General features: G+C 68.2%; 17 protein-coding genes, 1 tRNA gene and 1 pseudogene. 7 read left to right on the forward strand and 12 right to left on the reverse strand.

The window, feature by feature from the left end; translation table 11 throughout:
• Window positions 1-7 precede the first annotated feature (7 nt).
• Entirely contained in the window at window positions 8-529 is a 522-nt protein-coding gene (locus AB2M62_RS18180; RefSeq protein WP_404336083.1) for a 2'-5' RNA ligase family protein, read from the forward strand.
• 70 nt (window positions 530-599) lie between these two features.
• Window positions 600-1,067 (forward strand): VOC family protein, encoded by a 468-nt coding sequence (locus tag AB2M62_RS18185; RefSeq protein ID WP_404336084.1) that lies wholly within the window; start codon window positions 600-602, stop codon window positions 1,065-1,067.
• A gap of 11 nt (window positions 1,068-1,078) precedes the next feature.
• Here AB2M62_RS18185 and AB2M62_RS18190 read toward each other — a convergent pair whose 3' ends face one another.
• From AB2M62_RS18190 to AB2M62_RS18205, 4 genes are read right to left on the reverse strand one after another with little or no spacing between them, the layout of a single operon-like run.
• A complete protein-coding gene (locus tag AB2M62_RS18190; protein ID WP_404336086.1) occupies window positions 1,079-2,083 on the reverse strand; it encodes a fumarylacetoacetate hydrolase family protein in 1,005 nt (334 codons plus the stop codon).
• Between the two features lie 13 nt (window positions 2,084-2,096).
• Entirely contained in the window at window positions 2,097-2,813 is a 717-nt protein-coding gene (locus tag AB2M62_RS18195) for a lysophospholipid acyltransferase family protein (protein WP_404336088.1), read from the reverse strand.
• A complete protein-coding gene (locus AB2M62_RS18200; protein ID WP_404336089.1) occupies window positions 2,810-3,343 on the reverse strand; it encodes a YdcF family protein in 534 nt (177 codons plus the stop codon). The genes AB2M62_RS18195 and AB2M62_RS18200 overlap by 4 nt, the downstream gene beginning before the upstream one ends.
• Window positions 3,340-3,741 carry an FtsX-like permease family protein gene (locus tag AB2M62_RS18205; RefSeq protein ID WP_404336091.1) on the reverse strand — a complete coding sequence of 134 codons (402 nt, stop codon included), beginning with the start codon at window positions 3,739-3,741 and terminating at the stop codon, window positions 3,340-3,342. The genes AB2M62_RS18200 and AB2M62_RS18205 overlap by 4 nt, the downstream gene beginning before the upstream one ends.
• 59 nt (window positions 3,742-3,800) lie before the next feature.
• On the opposite strand from AB2M62_RS18205, the gene AB2M62_RS18210 reads away from it, so the two are divergent.
• On the forward strand, window positions 3,801-4,259 hold the full coding sequence (locus AB2M62_RS18210) for a hypothetical protein (RefSeq protein ID WP_404336092.1): 459 nt from the start codon (window positions 3,801-3,803) through the stop codon (window positions 4,257-4,259).
• Here the strand turns inward: AB2M62_RS18210 and ftsE are convergent.
• Window positions 4,222-4,923, reverse strand: a complete 702-nt coding sequence (gene ftsE, locus AB2M62_RS18215) for a cell division ATP-binding protein FtsE (protein ID WP_404336094.1) — start codon at window positions 4,921-4,923, stop codon at window positions 4,222-4,224. The two genes, AB2M62_RS18210 and ftsE, sit on opposite strands and share 38 nt — an antisense overlap.
• 250 nt (window positions 4,924-5,173) lie before the next feature.
• On the opposite strand from ftsE, the pseudogene AB2M62_RS18220 reads away from it, so the two are divergent.
• Window positions 5,174-5,233, forward strand: a pseudogene (locus AB2M62_RS18220) (MJ0042-type zinc finger domain-containing protein); the annotation flags it as partial.
• A gap of 200 nt (window positions 5,234-5,433) precedes the next feature.
• The gene (locus AB2M62_RS18225) at window positions 5,434-5,934 is read left to right on the forward strand and encodes a hypothetical protein (protein ID WP_404340076.1); all 501 of its coding nucleotides are present in this window, start codon (window positions 5,434-5,436) and stop codon (window positions 5,932-5,934) included.
• Here AB2M62_RS18225 and AB2M62_RS18230 read toward each other — a convergent pair.
• Window positions 5,906-7,264, reverse strand: a complete 1,359-nt coding sequence (locus AB2M62_RS18230; RefSeq protein ID WP_404336096.1) for an MATE family efflux transporter — start codon at window positions 7,262-7,264, stop codon at window positions 5,906-5,908. The two genes, AB2M62_RS18225 and AB2M62_RS18230, sit on opposite strands and share 29 nt — an antisense overlap.
• Before the next feature lie 126 nt (window positions 7,265-7,390).
• Between AB2M62_RS18230 and AB2M62_RS18235 the strand changes: the two genes are divergently transcribed.
• Window positions 7,391-7,477: transfer RNA gene (locus AB2M62_RS18235), tRNA-Leu, on the forward strand.
• A gap of 136 nt (window positions 7,478-7,613) precedes the next feature.
• A complete protein-coding gene (locus AB2M62_RS18240) occupies window positions 7,614-10,517 on the forward strand; it encodes a TonB-dependent receptor (protein WP_404336098.1) in 2,904 nt (967 codons plus the stop codon).
• Window positions 10,518-10,523: 6 nt separating this feature from the next.
• On the opposite strand, the gene AB2M62_RS18245 is transcribed toward AB2M62_RS18240, so the two are convergent.
• From AB2M62_RS18245 to AB2M62_RS18270, 6 genes are all read right to left on the reverse strand, one after another.
• Window positions 10,524-11,465, reverse strand: a complete 942-nt coding sequence (locus tag AB2M62_RS18245) for a flagellar motor protein MotB (RefSeq protein WP_404336100.1) — start codon at window positions 11,463-11,465, stop codon at window positions 10,524-10,526.
• Between the two features lies 1 nt (window position 11,466).
• Entirely contained in the window at window positions 11,467-12,330 is an 864-nt protein-coding gene (motA, locus tag AB2M62_RS18250) for a flagellar motor stator protein MotA (RefSeq protein ID WP_404336102.1), read from the reverse strand.
• Window positions 12,331-12,414: 84 nt separating this feature from the next.
• Window positions 12,415-13,311 carry a flagellar hook-associated protein FlgL gene (gene flgL / locus AB2M62_RS18255; RefSeq protein ID WP_404336104.1) on the reverse strand — a complete coding sequence of 299 codons (897 nt, stop codon included), beginning with the start codon at window positions 13,309-13,311 and terminating at the stop codon, window positions 12,415-12,417.
• Window positions 13,312-13,316: 5 nt separating this feature from the next.
• Complete coding sequence (gene flgK / locus AB2M62_RS18260) at window positions 13,317-14,654, reverse strand: flagellar hook-associated protein FlgK (RefSeq protein ID WP_404336106.1); 1,338 nt, start codon at window positions 14,652-14,654, stop codon at window positions 13,317-13,319.
• Entirely contained in the window at window positions 14,651-14,965 is a 315-nt protein-coding gene (locus AB2M62_RS18265) for a rod-binding protein (RefSeq protein WP_404336107.1), read from the reverse strand. The genes flgK and AB2M62_RS18265 overlap by 4 nt, the downstream gene beginning before the upstream one ends.
• Window positions 14,962-15,990 carry a flagellar basal body P-ring protein FlgI gene (locus AB2M62_RS18270; RefSeq protein WP_404336109.1) on the reverse strand — a complete coding sequence of 343 codons (1,029 nt, stop codon included), beginning with the start codon at window positions 15,988-15,990 and terminating at the stop codon, window positions 14,962-14,964. Before AB2M62_RS18270 ends, AB2M62_RS18265 begins: the two co-directional genes overlap by 4 nt.
• Window positions 15,991-16,020: the final 30 nt, after the last annotated feature.

The raw sequence follows: 16,020 nt of genomic DNA on the forward strand, positions 1-16,020 counted from the left end.
ACACCCCATGCAGGCCCCCCGCCCACTTTACATCTTCGCCAAGCCCCCAGAGGAAACGGCCCTAGACGCCGAGCAGCGACAGCGAGAACTCGGCCTAGCCGGTGACTATGGCCGCGAACGATTCCACACGACGATCCTGCCGCTCTGTGATGCCCGCGAAGCGCCGGCAGGCCTCATCTCCGTTCTGGAAACCGCCTTCGCCGCGATGCTTTTCGAGCCGTGCGCGATCCTGTTCGACCGTCTCCATCGCAATGCGCTGCGCGGCGGTCGGGAGCTTCGCGATTTACGCGAACTGCAACGCAAACTGGTGAAGCGCCTGACCGCGATGGGCCTGCATCTGCCGCCCTATCGCTTCCGTCCGCACATGACGCTCGCTTATGGTACGGCGCCCGAACGAACCCTTCCGATCGCACCGATCGGCTGGCATGTGCGCGAGCTGCAGCTCGTCAAGAGTATCCACGGCAAAGGCCGCCATGAAACGCTCGCGCGCTTCGAACTGGTCCTGCGCCAGGGATCGTTCTGCTTCTGAGGGATATACGACCTCGAGGGTGCTTCCGCGGCCGCGCGGCGATGCTAGTCTTGGCGGGAGGAGACCCCGAATGATCCTGCGCACTTCGCTCTTTGCCGTCTCGCTGCTGCTCGCCCCGCCGCTCTTCGCCCAGAATATGCCTGCGGCGGTCGCTCGGCTCGACCATGTCGCGATCTGGGTGGTCGACCAGCGGAAGAGCATCGACTTCTATCGCGCAATGTTCGGCCTGCACGAGATTCCCGCCCCGTTCCCAGCGGGCGGCCCACGCTGGATGCAGCTGGCCAATGGCGTCGAGCTGCACATCCAGCCCGGGCGCGACGCGGCGGTTATGCAGCCACGCCGCGTGCACATGGCGATCGCGGTCGCCAGCCTCGATCCGATCCTCGCGCAGCTCAAGGCACGCGGCCAGGGCTGGAGCGACATCGCCGGCACGCCGGGCGCGATCCAGACCATGCGCACCGACGGGATCCGCCAGATCTTCCTCCAGGATCCCGACGGATACTGGATCGAAGTCAACGACGCGCTGAAGAAGCGCTAGGCTCGGGCGCCTCAGCCCCCGACGGTCTGCTCGATCACCCCGAAGATCGGGTGGTGCTTGTCGTCCTCGGCCCAGATGCGCACGGTATCGCCGGTCTTGAGGAAGGGCGTGACTGCCGCGCCGCCGCGGATCGTCTCGATGGTGCGCAGCTCGGCGAGGCACGAATAGCCCACCCCGCCCTCGGCGATCGGCTTGCCTGGGCCGCCGTCGCTATCGCGGTTCGAAACCGTGCCCGATCCGATGATCGTCCCCGCGCCGAGCCTGCGGCTCTTGGCGGCGTGCGCGATCAGCGTGCCGAAGTCGAAGGTCATGTCCTCGCCCGCCTCGGCGCGGCCGAAGGGCTGGCCGTTGAGATCGACCATCAGCTTGCGGTGCAGCTTGCCGTCCCGCCACCAGTCGCCCAGCGCGTCGGGCGTGACGAATACTGGCGAGAAGGCACTGGCCGGCTTGGACTGGAAGAAGCCGAAGCCCTTGGCAAGCTCGCCGGGGATCAGGTTGCGCAGCGACACGTCGTTGGTGAGGCCGACCAGCCTGACCGCCGCCAGCGCTTCGTCGCGGCTCGCGCCCAGCGCCACGTCGCCGGTCACTACCACCACTTCGCCCTCGAGATCGCAGCCCCAGGCCTCGTCCGCTAGTGGGATCGGATCGCGCGGGCCCAGAAAGCCGTCCGAGCCGCCCTGATACATCAGCGGATCGTGCCAGAAGCTGTCGGGCATCTCGGCACCGCGCGCCTGCCGCACCAGCGCGACATGGTTCACATAGGCCGAGCCGTCGGCCCATTGGAATGCGCGCGGCAGCGGCGATGCCGCCTGTCGCTCGTGGAACCGCATCATCGGGATCGCTTCGTGGTCGAGATCGATGGCTAGGTTGCGCAGGTCAGCCTCGACCGCCTCCCAATTGTCGAGCGCCGCCTGCAGCGTCGGCGCGATCGCGCTGGCATCGGCATACCAGGCGAGGTCGTTCGAAACGACGACGAGCTTGCCGTCCCGTCCGTGCTTCAGGCTGGCCAGTTTCATACGCGCTCTCCTGCTATCGTTTTTCGGGGGTCTCGTGCACTACGGGCGGGTGCAGCATATTGATCCCGGCATGCACCCGCGCCTCGATCTCGGCGCGCGGCAGGCCCGGCGGCAGCGGCGCGCCGAAGCGGAAGGTGATCTCGCCCGGCCGCTTGGCGCCCCGCTTGGGCCAGACATGCCCGGCGCGCACCGCCACGGGCACCACCGGCAGGTTGAGCATCCGATAGAGCCCCGCCATCCCGGCGCGGAGCGGCGGCGCCTCGCCGGGAGCCACGCGCGTGCCCTCGGGGAAGATCAGCACCGACCGCCCGCCGTCCAGCGCCGCGCGCGCGTCCTTCATCATCCGGCGCAGCGCCGCGGCGTTGGCCTCGCGGTCGACGACGATCACGCCATAGCGCCGCGCGGTCCAGCCCCATAAGGGGATGCTCGCCAGCTCGCGCTTCATCACCGTCGCCGGCGAATCGAGCATCCCGGTGAGCTCGATCGCCTCATAGAGCGATTCGTGCTTGGCGGCGAAGATCACCGGCCCGTCCGGGATCTCGCCCTCGAGCCGCAGGCGGATGCCCAGCACCGTGCGCGCCAGCCCGCGGTGCAGCGCGATCCAGCGCAGGACATAGCGCCGCAGCACCGACGGACCGAACAGCGCCGCCACCGGCGCCAGCAGCACCAGCGGGATCGAAATCGCCCAGAACAACAGCGAGAAGATCGCCGTGCGCACCCAGGCCATCATCCCGCCCCCACCAGCAGCGCGACGCGGCGCACCAGATATTTGTGATATTCGCGCAGCAGCACCCGATATCCGGTGCGGCTGCGCACGCCGTCGCCGATCAACTCGACGTCGCTGCCCAGCGCATGCGACAGTTCCATCCGCGCCCGCGGCATGTGCCAGTCGGTCGTCACCAGCCGGATCGTGTGGAACTTGTGCTGCTCGACCCATTTGGCCGTCTCTTCGGCGTTCGATCGCGTATCGACCGCCTGCCAGCCCAGATCGATGCAGCAGCCGAAGAGCTTGCGATCGATCTTGTATTCGACCGCGAATTCGATCGGGCGGACATCGGGATCGACGCCGCTGACCAGCATGCGCTGCGCATCGCCGCGGCGCAGCGCCGCCAGCCCGCGGTCGATCCGCCCAGGGCCGCCGGTCAGCACCACGATCGCGTCGGTCTTGCGCGCGTCGAGCGGCTTGCCCAGCGAGAACATGAAGACGACGAAGCCCAATGCCCAGGCGAGCAGCACGAAAAGTGCGGTCCGCCAGATCACAGCGCCCGCTCCAGCGCACGCAGCACCGCCAGCCGCGCAGCGATCGTCGCGAGCAGCGCAAAGGCGAGCGGCAGGAGCAGCAGCACGAACCAGTCGCGCTGCTGCAGCGCGACGCCGCTCAGCATCTCCGACCCGATCGTTCCCATCCGCGACTGGAGCAGCGCGACGAGCAGCAGCGCGCCGAGCGTCCCCGCCACGCCGCCCAGCAGCGTGTCGAGCGCGATCCGGCGCTGGAAAAGCCGCGCAACCTGAACGTCGGTCGATCCGAGCATATGCAGCACTTCGATCGTGTCGCGGTGCGTGTCCAGCCCCGAGCGTGCGGCAAGCAGCACGATCGCCGCTGTCGCGGTGGCGATCAGCACCATCAGCCCCAGCGCCAGCCAGCTCAGCGTCGTCATGAACCCGCGCACTGGCGACAGCCACTGGGCATGGCGATCGAACTCGTGCCGAGGGGGCGATGCGCCGCGCCGCGCGCTCGACTGCGGCGATGCCGTCGGTGCGCACCTCGACATCGATCATCGCCGGCATCGGCAGCTCGGGATCGAGCCCGGCATCGCCCAGCCACGGCTTGAGCAGTTCGGCAAGCTGCGCGCGATCGGCCTCCTTCACGCGCGTCACCCCCGGCAGCCTGGCCAGCCCGGCCACCATGGCGCGCGTCTGCGCATCGCGCGCCTGGGCATTGGGCTCGACGATCTGCACGGTGAGCCGCCCTTCGAGCTGGCGATCGAGCTGCGCGGTCGCCGCGAACATCCCCAGCCCCAGCGCCCCGGCGAGCGTCGTCAGGAACAGCATGATCGCCATGATCGCCATCATCGTCCGCGTCGCGCGGCCTTCATCGAGCAGCCGGCGCTCGGGCGCGGCCGAGGCAAAACCCAGCCTCATGGCTGCCCCGGCGGGTTGCGCAGCGCGCCGGTAGGGTCGTTGAGCTTGCCCTTTTCGAGCCGCATCATCTGCGCATTGGGGATGCGATTGAGCAGGTGGAAATCGTGCGTCGCCACCACCACCGTCGTGCCCAGCCGATTGAGCGATTCGAACAGATGGAGCAGCCGCTCGGCCATCGCCGGATCGACATTGCCCGTCGGCTCGTCGGCGACGAGCATCTCGGGCCGCGCGATCACCGCGCGCGCGATCGCGATGCGCTGCTGCTCGCCGCCCGAAAGCGTCGCCGGCTTGGCCCGGCCGCGATCGGTGAGACCGACCCAGGCGAGCATCTCGCGCACCGGCGCCTCGATATCCGCCTCGGACACGCCGGCGACGCGCAGCGGCAGCGCGATATTGTCATAGGCCGAGAGGTGGGGGACCAGCCGGAAATCCTGAAACACCACGCCGATGCGGCGACGGAAACCCGGCAGGCGGGTGCGCGGCAGCGCGCCGGCATCCTCGCCGAACAGCCGGATCACGCCGCGCGTCGGGCGCTGGGCGAGATAGAGCAGCTTGAGCAGCGAGGTCTTGCCCGCGCCGGAGGGGCCGGTGAGGAAATAAAAGGCGCCGCTCTTGAGCGTGAAGCTGAGGTCGGAGAGCGTCTCGGGCCCGCTGCCGTAACGCAGGCCGACAGTCTCGAATTGCACGATATTGGCCATTCGCCGGCGCCGGCCGCTCCCTATCTGCCCATTTCGGGCATCGCACAGGCGCGAGGGGGGCTCAAGCCGAATGCGGCGCCCGGCAGCTTGCGGCGATTCCGCAAGACGCGGGAAAGTGCGGAATGTGCGTGCCAAATAGGGCTTGCAAAAGCTGTGGATGACTTCGCCCGGCGCTTGTCGCCCCGAGTTGTTGGGGTTAGAATCCGCCATTGCCGCGCGTGGGCAATGCCCGGCTCCGAAAGATGCTTGTATGATCCTGGAATGTACCCAGTGCCGCACGCGGTACCTCGTTCCCGACAGCGCAATCGGGCCCGATGGTCGCACGGTGCGCTGCGCCAGTTGCAAGCATAGCTGGTATCAGGCGCCCGCATCGGTCCTGGATCTGGCGACGCGCGCCAGCCCGAGCGACCTTGCGGCCGAGCAGGCGCCGCCGGCCGCCGACGCGGCGAAGCCCGCGGCCGCGCCGCGCCCCCCGAAGCCGCGGCGCCCGCACCGCGTCCGGCCCCGCGGGTGTTCGAGGATCCGGCCGCCGCTCCCGAATATGATCCCTTCGCGCCACAGCCGCCGTTCAAGCCGCGTCGCAATCCGGCGCGCCGCTGGACCGCCGCGGCGTTCGTCGCCGGAATCTCGATGCTGCTCGGCACCGGTGCGATCCTCTATTCGGGCGCGCCCGGCATCGCCGCGCAGCTCGGGCTGGGCATTGGCGGCGAGGCCGAGACGGTGCTGCGCTTCACCGACAAAGCCGTCGAGCTCAAGACCATGCCCAATGGCAGCGAGGCGCTGGTCGTCTCGGGCAAGGTCGTGAACCCCACAGGCGACAAGACGCATGTGCCCGATATCCGCGTCGAGCTGCGCGACGGCACCGACCAGCTCGTCTACAGTTGGCGGATCGCCCCGGAGGCGCGTGCGATCGGGCCCAAGGCCGCGCTGGACTTCACCGGCGCCAAGATCGATCCGCCGCCCAATGCCAAGGTCGTCGAGCTCAGCTTCGCGAACGAAATCGGCGGCTGACCCAGATCAGTCGTCCCCCGTTGAGCAGGGCTGCGGCGATCATCCCCGCGGCCGAGGCGGCGACCAGACCGGTCGCGCCATAGCCCCAATGGATCAGCAGCACGCCGGCACCCCCGGTGATCACGAAGAAGGCGAGGATGCCGTTCACCCCGGCGATCACCTGGTCTCCGAGCGAACGAAGCGCATAGACGAACACCACCTGCACCCCGTCGAACAGGATGAACGGCGCCCACACCGCCAGCATCCCCGCGGCCATCGCATGCACCGCGGCGTCGGCCGGGAACAATCCGGTGGCCACGCCGGGGGCGAGCAGCAGCACCACCGCCAACGCTCCGGTCGATAGCGCGGCAAGCACCGCGGCGATTCGCGCGCGCCCTGCCGCCTGTTCGGGCACGCCTTCGCCGATCGCGTTGCCAACGCGCACCCCTGCCGCCGAGCCCAGCCCCAGCGCCACCGAAAACAGGACGTTGTGAATCGAGAAGACGAGCTGGAAGGCGTGCGCGGTATCGTCGCCAAGCCGGGTCGACAGCGCGATCAGGATCGCGAAGCCGACCAGCTCTAGCCCCGAGGCGATCGCCGGGATCAGGCCGAACCGGGCAAGTGCCAGCGCGCCCCACAGCGTCTCGCGGCTGGCAAAGTCGCGCAGCGCGTGGACACCGCGGGCGGCGGCGCGCGGCAGGGTCCAGGCGGCGGCGAGCATGCCGAGCGCGCCCAGCGCCGAGGCGATGGCGGTCGCCGCCGCGGCGCCCACCGCGCCCCATGCCGGCAAGCCGAACTGTCCGGTGGCGAGCACCCAGGCGAGCAGCGCGTTGATCGGCAGGGTCGAGAGGTTGACGAGCGTCACTCGCCGCGGACGGCTGACGCCTTCGAGGAAGAAGCTCGCCGCAAGCGTCACCAATTGGAATGGATAGGCGATCGCCATCACCCGGACGACGCGTGCGGCGGCAGGGGCGATCTCCGGCGCGACGCCCAGCCCGAGCAGCATCGGCATGGGGAACAGGAACAACACCAGCGCGCTCGCCAGCCCCAGGACCAGCCCGAGCACTAGCCCCTGGTGCAGCACGCGCCCGGTCGCCCGCAGGTCGCCGGCGCCATCGGCGCGCGCGACATGGACCAGCACGCCGGTGAGCGCCCCCAGCCCCATCACGATTCCCGGAAAGGTCAGCGAGCGGCTGGCGCTGAGCGAGGCGACTTCATGCGCGCCCGCCAGCCCGACCACCGCGACGTCGGTAACGTGGAGCAAAGTCCAGTTCAGGCTGGTGAGGATCACCGGCCATGCGAGCGCGAGGATGCGGCGCGTTTCGGCGCGAAGGGCGGATTCGGGCGGCATCTGCCAAGCCGCATAGGGAGAACAACAATTTGAGGAAAGCACGCAGAGCCGCTTGCCAGCCCCAATCGGCTTTGCTAGGGGCCGCGTCCTCACCAGACGCCGGGCATCTCCGGCGGAGTTTCACGTGCGGTCGTGGCGGAACTGGTAGACGCGCAACGTTGAGGTCGTTGTGGCCGAAAGGCCGTGGAAGTTCGAGTCTTCTCGACCGCACCATGAAATCCTGGGCAGGCGGCAATCTGGTCGCCCCGCCCCGCAAAATTCTCTCAGCCTGGCACAATTCTGCGACAACTCGGCTTTAGCGAGCCGGGACGGGAAGTGGCGCGCCAATGTGCAGGCAGGGAGTATTTCGATGGTGAAGTGGGGATGTGCGATCGCGGGCCTGATGGTGGGCGCGATGCCGATGGCGGCGTCGGCGCAGGACCAGTCCGCCGCCGCTCCCGCCGCCGCCGCTGCCGCCCAGGAGGTCCCGGCGCATGACGAAGCGGCCGCGGAACCGACCGAGGCCGAGGGCCCGGACATCGTCGTCAGCGGCAAGCTCGAAGGCGCCGTGCCGGGCGACATCAAGCCCGAGGTGCAACTCAGCCCATCGGACATCCGTGCCTTCGGCGCATCGAATGTCGGCGAGCTGCTCACCCAGCTCTCGGCGCAGCTCGGCAGTGGCCAGGGCCGCGGCGGCGAGCAGCCGGTGATCCTGATCAGCGGCCGCCGGGCGAGCATGGCCGAAGTCCGCGATCTGCCGCCCGAGGCGCTCGACCGGATCGACATCCTGCCTGAGGAAGTCGCGCTCAAATACGGCTACAGCGCCACCCAGAAGGTGGTCAATTTCGTCCTGCGCAAGCGCTTCATGGCGCTCACCACCGAAGTCGAGGGGCGCACGCCCACCGATGGCGGCAATGCCGGGGTGAAGGCCGAGGCCAAGCTCGACAAGATCCGCCGCGACGACCGGCTTTCGCTCAACGTCAACTACAACCAGTCCTCGGGCATCCTCGAGAGCGAGCGCGGCGTGTCGCGTGCCGGCGCGTCGCGCTTCGATGCGCTGGGCAACATCGTGGGCGTCGATGGCGGCGTCATCGACCAGAGCTTGGGCCAGTCGGTCTCGGTCGTCGGCGTTCCGCAAGCCGCGGCAAGCGGCCCGCTCGGCCTCGCTGCTTTCGCGGCCAATGCCAACCAGGCCAACGCGACCGATGTCCGCCCCTATCGCACACTGGTGAGCCCGCAAAAGGACCTGCAGATAAGCGGCGTCTATCGTCGGCCGCTGTCGTCGAAGGTCACGGCAGTCGCCACGGTGGAGCTGGAGGGCACCGAGACCCAGTCGCTCCAGGGCCTCCCCGGCGTCACGCTCGATCTGCCGGCCGGCAACCCCTATTCGCCCTTCTCGCAGGACGTGCAGCTGCTGCGCTATGCCAGCCAGTCGCCGCTAACCCGGTCGAGCAGCACGCGCAGTGCCGAGCTTGGGCTCACCGTCAATGGCGACGGCACGCCCTGGGCAAGCAGCTGGCGGTGGTCGGTGCAAACCAACTACAATCTCGACACCAGCCAGTCGAACACCGACCGGGGCATCGATCCCGTCGCGATCCAGACGGCGCTCGATGCCGGCGATCCGAGCTTCAATCCGTTCGCGCCCCTGCCCGCCAGCTTGATCCGCAGCAATCCGTTCGATACCGCCACCTCGCGCTCGAGCGTCGGCAAGATCGATCTGCAGACCAATGGCGCGCTGTTCAAGCTGCCGGCCGGCGACGTGAATGTGAGCCTGCGCGTCTCGGGGCAGACCCAGGATTTCTCCAGCGATAGCTTCGTCCAGAATATCGCCACGCATGGCGACATCTCGCGCGACACCGGCAGCGTGCGCGGCAATATCGACCTGCCGATCACCAGTCGCCGCTTGGGCGTGCTCGACGCGATCGGCGATCTCTCGCTCAACGCCAATTTCGAAGTCGAGCAGCTTTCGGATTTCGGACGCCTGACCAGCACCGGCTATGGCGTAAACTGGTCACCGATCATCCAGATCCGCGCGCTGGTCAGCTGGACGCGGGACAGCAACGCCCCAGGCCCGGGCGATCTCGGCAATCCGGTGATCGCGACGCCCAATGTCTCGGTGTTCGATTATGTGCGCGGCGAGACCGTGGACATCACCCAGATCTCCGGCGGCAATCCCAGTTTGCGCGCCGACACCCGCCATGTGTTCAAGGCGGGGCTGAACATTCGCCCGCTGGACGCGACCAATCTCACGCTCACCGCTAATTACACCAACCAGCACTATCGCAACACGTTCGGAAGCCTGCCGGGCGCGACGGTCGAAATCGAAGCGATCTTTCCCGATCGCTTCGTCCGGGACGAGGACGGGCGGCTGCTGAGCATCGACAATCGCCCGATCAACTATGCGCGTTACGATCATTCGGAGCTGCGCTGGGGGTTCAACCTGTTCCTGCCGATCGCCTCGCCGGCGGCGAAGCGGCTGCAGGAGCGGCGCACCGCCTTCCGCGCGGCGATGGAGGAATCACAGCGGACCGGCCAACCGCTGCCGCCGGAGATGACCGCGCAGCTCGAGCAGTTCAAGCGGCTCGGCCAGCAGCAGAGCCTGTTCGGCGGCAATCAGGGCCCAGGACAACGGCAGGGACAAGGGCAAGCAGGCCAGGGTCAGCCACAGGGCCAGGGCGAGGCCCCGCGTGCCCAAGGTGGCGGGCGCGGTCCGGGCGGGGGCGGACCGGGCGGCGGCTTTGGCGGCGGGCGCGGTCCCGGCGGCGGGCGCGGCGGCTTTGGCGGCAACGTCCTCCAGTTCAGCGCCTTCCACACCTGGGTGTTCCGCGACGAGCGGCAGATCGCGCCTGGGCTTCCCGTGCTCGACTATCTGAACGGTGCGGCGACCAGCAGCCGCTCCGGCGGCACCCCGGCGCACAAGATCGAAGTGCAGTCCGGGATCATGCGCGACGGTTTCCGCCTGCGCCTCGATGGCAGTTGGGAGAGCGGCAGCGAAGTGACCACCGGCACGCTGGGCAGCGCCGGGCGGCTCGACTTCGGCAGCCTCGCCAAGGTGAATTTGACCGCGCAGGTCGATCTCGGCCAGCAGCTCAACCTGCTGCTCAAGCATCCCTGGCTGCGCGGCTCGCGGATCAGCTTTCGGATCGACAATCTGTTCAATGCGCGGCGCCGCGTGACCGATCAGACCGGTGCGGTGCCGGCCGCCTATGATCCCAGCCTGCTCGATCCCACCGGCCGGGTGGTGCGGCTGAGCTTCCGCAAGATGTTCTTCTGACCGGGCTTAGCGGCTCGCCAGCTTGAAACTGCGCGGCCGGCCGCCGTCGTCGTCGAGGATCCGGCGGAACAGCAGCGTGATCGACACGCGGCGGTTGCGCGGATCGGTGGGGTTGTCGACGATCAGCGGCTCGCGGTCGGCGACGCCTTCGATCCGCTCGTAGCGCGCCTCGCCCACCCCGCCGGTGGCGAGCCGGCGCCGCGTCGCCTCGGCCCGGCCGCTCGAGAGCATCCAATTGTTCATGTTGCGCGGATCGCCATAGCCAAGACTATCGGTATGGCCGCGGATCATGATCGGGTTTTCCATCGGCCGGATCGATTCGGATATCGTGCCGATCAGCGCGCTCGCCTCGGGCACCAGCGCGGTGGTGCCGAGATCGAACATCGAGAAATTGGCATCGTCGAGCAGGTCGATCCGCATCCCGTCGCGCGTCGCGACGAAGCGGATGTGCTTGGCGAGCTTCGCCAGCGACGGGGTCGAGCGCATCTTGGCCTGGATGCGCTTGGTCGTCTCGGCGAAATTCTTCTGATCCTGCTGGGTGAGCGCGCGCTGGTCCTTGAGGGTGCCCTTGTCGCCGGTGCCGACTTCGCTGCCCCCGACCCCGCCCACCGGCACGGTCATCGATCGCGTGCCGGTCTGCGACGCCTTGTTGGGATAATTGTCGCGCGCGTTGATCGCGTCGCCGCCGAGCAGCCCGTTCGAGCCCGCGCTGTTCTGCTTGAACTCGACGAGGGTGGGCGCGAAATAATCGGCAAGCGCCTTGCGCTGCTTCTCGGTGGTGGCGCCCAGCAGCCACATCAGCAGGAAGAACGCCATCATCGCGGTCACGAAATCGGCATAGGCGACCTTCCAGGCGCCGCCGTGATGGCCGCCATGACCCTCGACGAAGATCTTCTTGACGATGATCTTGGGCGGCTGGTTGTTTCCGTGCGGCGCGCGCGCGGCCATCTCAGCGGCCCCTCAGCCCGTCGAACACTTCGCCGAAGCCCGGCTGGTTGGCATGCGCGATGCCCGAGCGCGCGGCCTCGATCACCAGCGGCTGAGGATGGCCGTGGAGCGAGGCGATGATGATCTGCTTGACGACATGATAGATCGCCGAATCGGCATCGATCACCTGCTGCAGCCTGCCGGCGAGCGGCGCGACGATGCCATAGGCGAGCAGCACGCCCATGAACGTGCCGACCAGCGCCGATCCGATCATCGCGCCGAGGATCGCCGGCGGCTTGTCGATCGATCCCATCGTCTTGACCACGCCGAGCACTGCCGCGACGATGCCCAGCGCCGGAAGCGCATCGCCGAGCCCGGCCAGCGTCGTCTGCGGGCCCTGGACTTCGTGGTGATGGGTCTTGATGGCGTTATCCATCACGTCCTCGACTGCGTGGACGTCGAGCGTTCCGGAAGAGACGACGACCAGGCGCAGCGTATCGGTGATCAGCCCGATCAGCGTCGCATCGGCGAGCAGACGCGGATATTCGGCGAAGATCGCGCTCGATTTGGGGTCCTCGACATGCGGCTCGAGCGCGATCGGCCCCTCGGTGCGCAGCATCTTCATCAACTTCGAAACGAGGAAGATCGTATCGAGATAATCCTGCTTCTTGTATTTCGGGCCCTTGAGGACCTTGGTGAAGCCGCCGCCCAGCGCCTTGAGCTCCTTCATCGAATTGCCGATGATCAGCGCGCCCAGAGCGGCGCCGCCGATGATCAGCATTTCATGGGGGATCGCCTCCATCACGGGGCCCAGCGCCCCGCCGGTGATCGTGAACCCGCCGAAAACCATGACGAGCAACACGACGAGACCGATCAGCGGATACATGCGCTTCCCCTTTTATGCGCGCGGCGACTGTTTCGGTTAACGACCGCTGCGCCACGAACTTCAGCTAAAAATGCGTGCCGCCGCTCAGTTCAGATAATCGAACAGCGAGAGGCTGGAGAGCTTGGTGAAGCTCGCCTGGGTCGCCTGGAGAACCGTCAGCGTCTTTTGCAGTTCGGTCACCGTGCTGGCGATGTCGGTATCCTCCAGCCCGGAGCGCGCCGCCTCGCGCGCGTCGCCCACCTTGGTCAGCAATTCGACATCGAGATCGAGCCGCGCCGCGCGCGCGCCAACCGAGGCGCGGCCGAGCGCGACATTCTCCAGCGTGTCCTTGACGCCCCCGAGCGCCGCATCGGCTGCCGCCTTGACGTCGCCGCCCGCGGCGAGCGCCGCGCTGAACGCATCGAGCGTGGCGAAGATGTCGCTGGCGCCGCTGGCGAACACGCGCTCGCCCGAAATCCCCGCCTGGACGCTGCTGCCGCTGCCGGTCGGGATCGCCGCCGGCTCGCCGGTGCCCGCGAAGCTGACCGAACCGTCGGCGGCCTTGGCATAGGCTACGTCGCCGGTCGCGCCGCCGAAGATCGGCTGGCCGCGCACGTCCTTGGTGTTGGCGAGCGCGAACATCGTGTCGCGGATCGCATCCAGCTCCTTGGCGATCGCGGTGCGATCGGCGTCCGAATAGGTGCCGTTGGCTGCCTGGGTCGCGAGTTCCTGGACGCGCTGCAGCTGTGATTCGACGCTCTCCAGCGTCGCGTCGGCCTGACCGAGCAGGCCCTGCGCCGTCTGGATATTGGCGGCATAGGCATCGTCATCGGCATTGGCGCGCGCGATGCCCTGGAGCTGCACATAGGCAGCCGGGCTCGCCGACGGGGCAGTGAATCGCTTGGTCGTCGCGATCTGGGTCTGGAGCGAATCGGCCTGGTTCGAAAGCTGCGACATCAGCGTCATCGGCCGGCTGAAGACCTGCGAAGTGGAAATGCGCATGATCGTCACCTGATCTCGAGGATGGCCTGGAGCGTGTCCCGCGCCGTCTGAATGACGCGGCTCGACGCCATATAGGCCTGCTGGAAGCGCATGAGGTCGACGGCTTCCTCGTCGATATTGACTCCGCTCACGGCGTCGCGCGACGCCACCGCGGCATCGCGGATCGCCGTCTGCGCCTCGGCCACTGCCTGGCGGCTGGACAGCGCATTGGCATTGGCGGCCGTGAAATCGGTGATCCCGGTCTCGAACTTGCCGGTGCCGCGCAGCGCCTCGAGCGCCGTGAGATTGCTGTTGTCGCGCGTGCCCCCGCCGGCTGCCGCTGCGGCGATGCCGCGCGCATCGGGGAGTGCCACCGAAAGCTGCGATGCCGGATCGCCGATCGCGAAGAGCGGCGCGCCGGCATTGCCGTCCAGATCGGCGCCGCCGGCCTGGACCGCGTTGACGCCCTCGGCGAAATTCTTGGCGATGCCATCGACCTGCGCGATCGCATCGGCGATCCGCTGCGCGCCCTCGCCGATGCCGGCAAGCGCACCGCCGGCGGGCGAAAGCGCCAACGTCTCCGCGCCATGGACCGCGAACGACACCGCGCCCTGGTCGTTGCGCGCATAAGAGACGGGATAGGACGCCTTGCCCTCGACGAGCACCGGCCCATTGTCGTTGCCGCCCTTGACCCCAACGCGACCGAGCGCGTCATAGCTGACCGAAACATCGGTGAGCGCGCTCATCTGCTCGAGCAGCTGGTCGCGCTGGTCGAGCAGCGCCGCGGCATTGCTCGTCCCCGGCGAGACGCGGCCGAGGCCGTTGTTCACTTTGGCGAGTGCTGCGCTGAGGGTGTTTAGTTGGGCGACTGCGGTTGTTGCCGTGGCATCCAAATCGGTCGATGCGGCGCGCAAAGACGTGCCGGTTGCGGCGAAGGCGGCGGCGACGCTTGCTGCGGCTTCGAGCATCGCCGCGCGGGGCGCCAGTGACGACGGATCGGCGGCAACCGCCTTGGCCGAATTGAAAAACGCCGTGATCCGGTCGCCCAGCTTGTTGCCGGTCATCGAATCCTCGATCCGCTGCAGCCAGGTCGCGCCGGTCTCGGTCTTGGCGAGGTCGGCGCCGGCACTGCGCACCGCGGCGCTGCGCAATTCGTCGCCGGCGCGCGATACGCCGGAAACGGTCACACCCATGCCATTGAGCGTGCCGTTGTTCATCGTCGAGACCGCGGCGATCTCGCGCACGGTCGCAGTGCGGCGGACATAGCCGGTGGTGCCCGCGTTCGCGATATTCTCCGAGGTGGTGGTCAGCGCGGTCTGATAGGCGCGCAGCCCCGATGCCGCGATCGAGAGGAGGTCGCTCATGCGCCGCCTCCGCCACCGTCGAAGCCGGCATTCTTGGCGAGGAACGCGGTCATCGCCTTGCCCAGCCCGATCGGCGCATGCACCGACATGCTCTGCGCCAGCTGCTGGTCCTGCATGTCGCGGAACTGCTCGCCGGCCTTGCTGTCGAACAGCCCGTCGCCCAGCTTGGCGGCGCGCATCGACTTGAGCATCATGCCGGTGAAGATCGCCTCGAACCGCTGTCCGGCGGCTTCGAGATTCTCCTTCGAGGCGAGGCGCGAGGTATCGAGCGGCTTGCCGCCGGCGGCAGGGGTTCCGATCACATTGCTCATAGCACGATCAGCTCCGCCTTGAGCGCACCGGCCTGTTTGAGCGCTTCGAGGATCGCGACCAGATCGGCCGGCGAGGCGCCGATCGCGTTGATCGACTTGACCACGTCGGCGAGCTTGGGGCCGGGCGACATCAGGAACATCGGGCGCTTCTCTTCGGCGACATCGACGCTGCTATGCTGTTCGAGCGCGGTCTCGCCCTTGCTGAACGGCAGCGGCTGGACGACCTGCTGCGCCTCGTCGATCCGCACGGTGAGCTTGCCATGGGTGATCGCGGCGGGGCTGACGCGCACTGCCGAGTTGATCACCACGGTGCCGGTGCGCGCGTTGACGATGACGCGCGCGGGCGCCTCGGCCGCCTCGACGGTGAGGTTCTCGATCTCGCTCATCAGCTCGGCGCGGACATCGGCGCCGGCGGGCGCGGCGACGGCGATCGATACGCCGTCGATCGCGCGCGCACGGGCGCCGCCGAACCGCAGATTGATCGCGTCCTGCACGCGCTGGGCGGTGGTGAAATCGGCATGGGCGAGGTTGAAGGTCAGGAAGGGCGACTTGTCGAAGCCGGTGTCGACGGTGCGCTCGACCGTCGCGCCTTCGGGGATGCGCCCGGAGGAAGGGATGTTGACGACGATCTTCGAGCCGTCGGCCCCCTCGGCGCCGAGTCCGCCCACCGCCAGATTGCCCTGCGCCATCGCATAGATCTGGCCGTCGGCGCCCTGCAGCGGCGTGAGGATCAGCGTGCCGCCGCGCAGCGACTTGGCCTTGCCCATCGACGAGACGGTGATGTCGAGCTTCTGCCCCGGCTTGGAAAAGGCCGGCAGCTCGGCGGTGATCATCACCACCGCGGCGTTCTTGAGCGCGGGGCTGACGCCGACCGGCAGCTGGAAGCCGAAGCGCGACGCGACGCCGCGCATCGACTGGACGGTATATTCGAGATTGTCGTCGCCGGTGCCCGGCAGGCCGACGACCACGCCGTATCCGGTGAGCTGGTTGGTGCGGATTCCCTGGAAGCCGCCCAGATCCTTCACGCGCTGCGCCTGCGCCGGCGCGATGGCGAG

It is taken from the genome of Sphingomonas sp. MMS12-HWE2-04 (assembly GCF_044881185.1).
Classification (GTDB): Bacteria; Pseudomonadota; Alphaproteobacteria; order Sphingomonadales; family Sphingomonadaceae; genus Sphingomonas.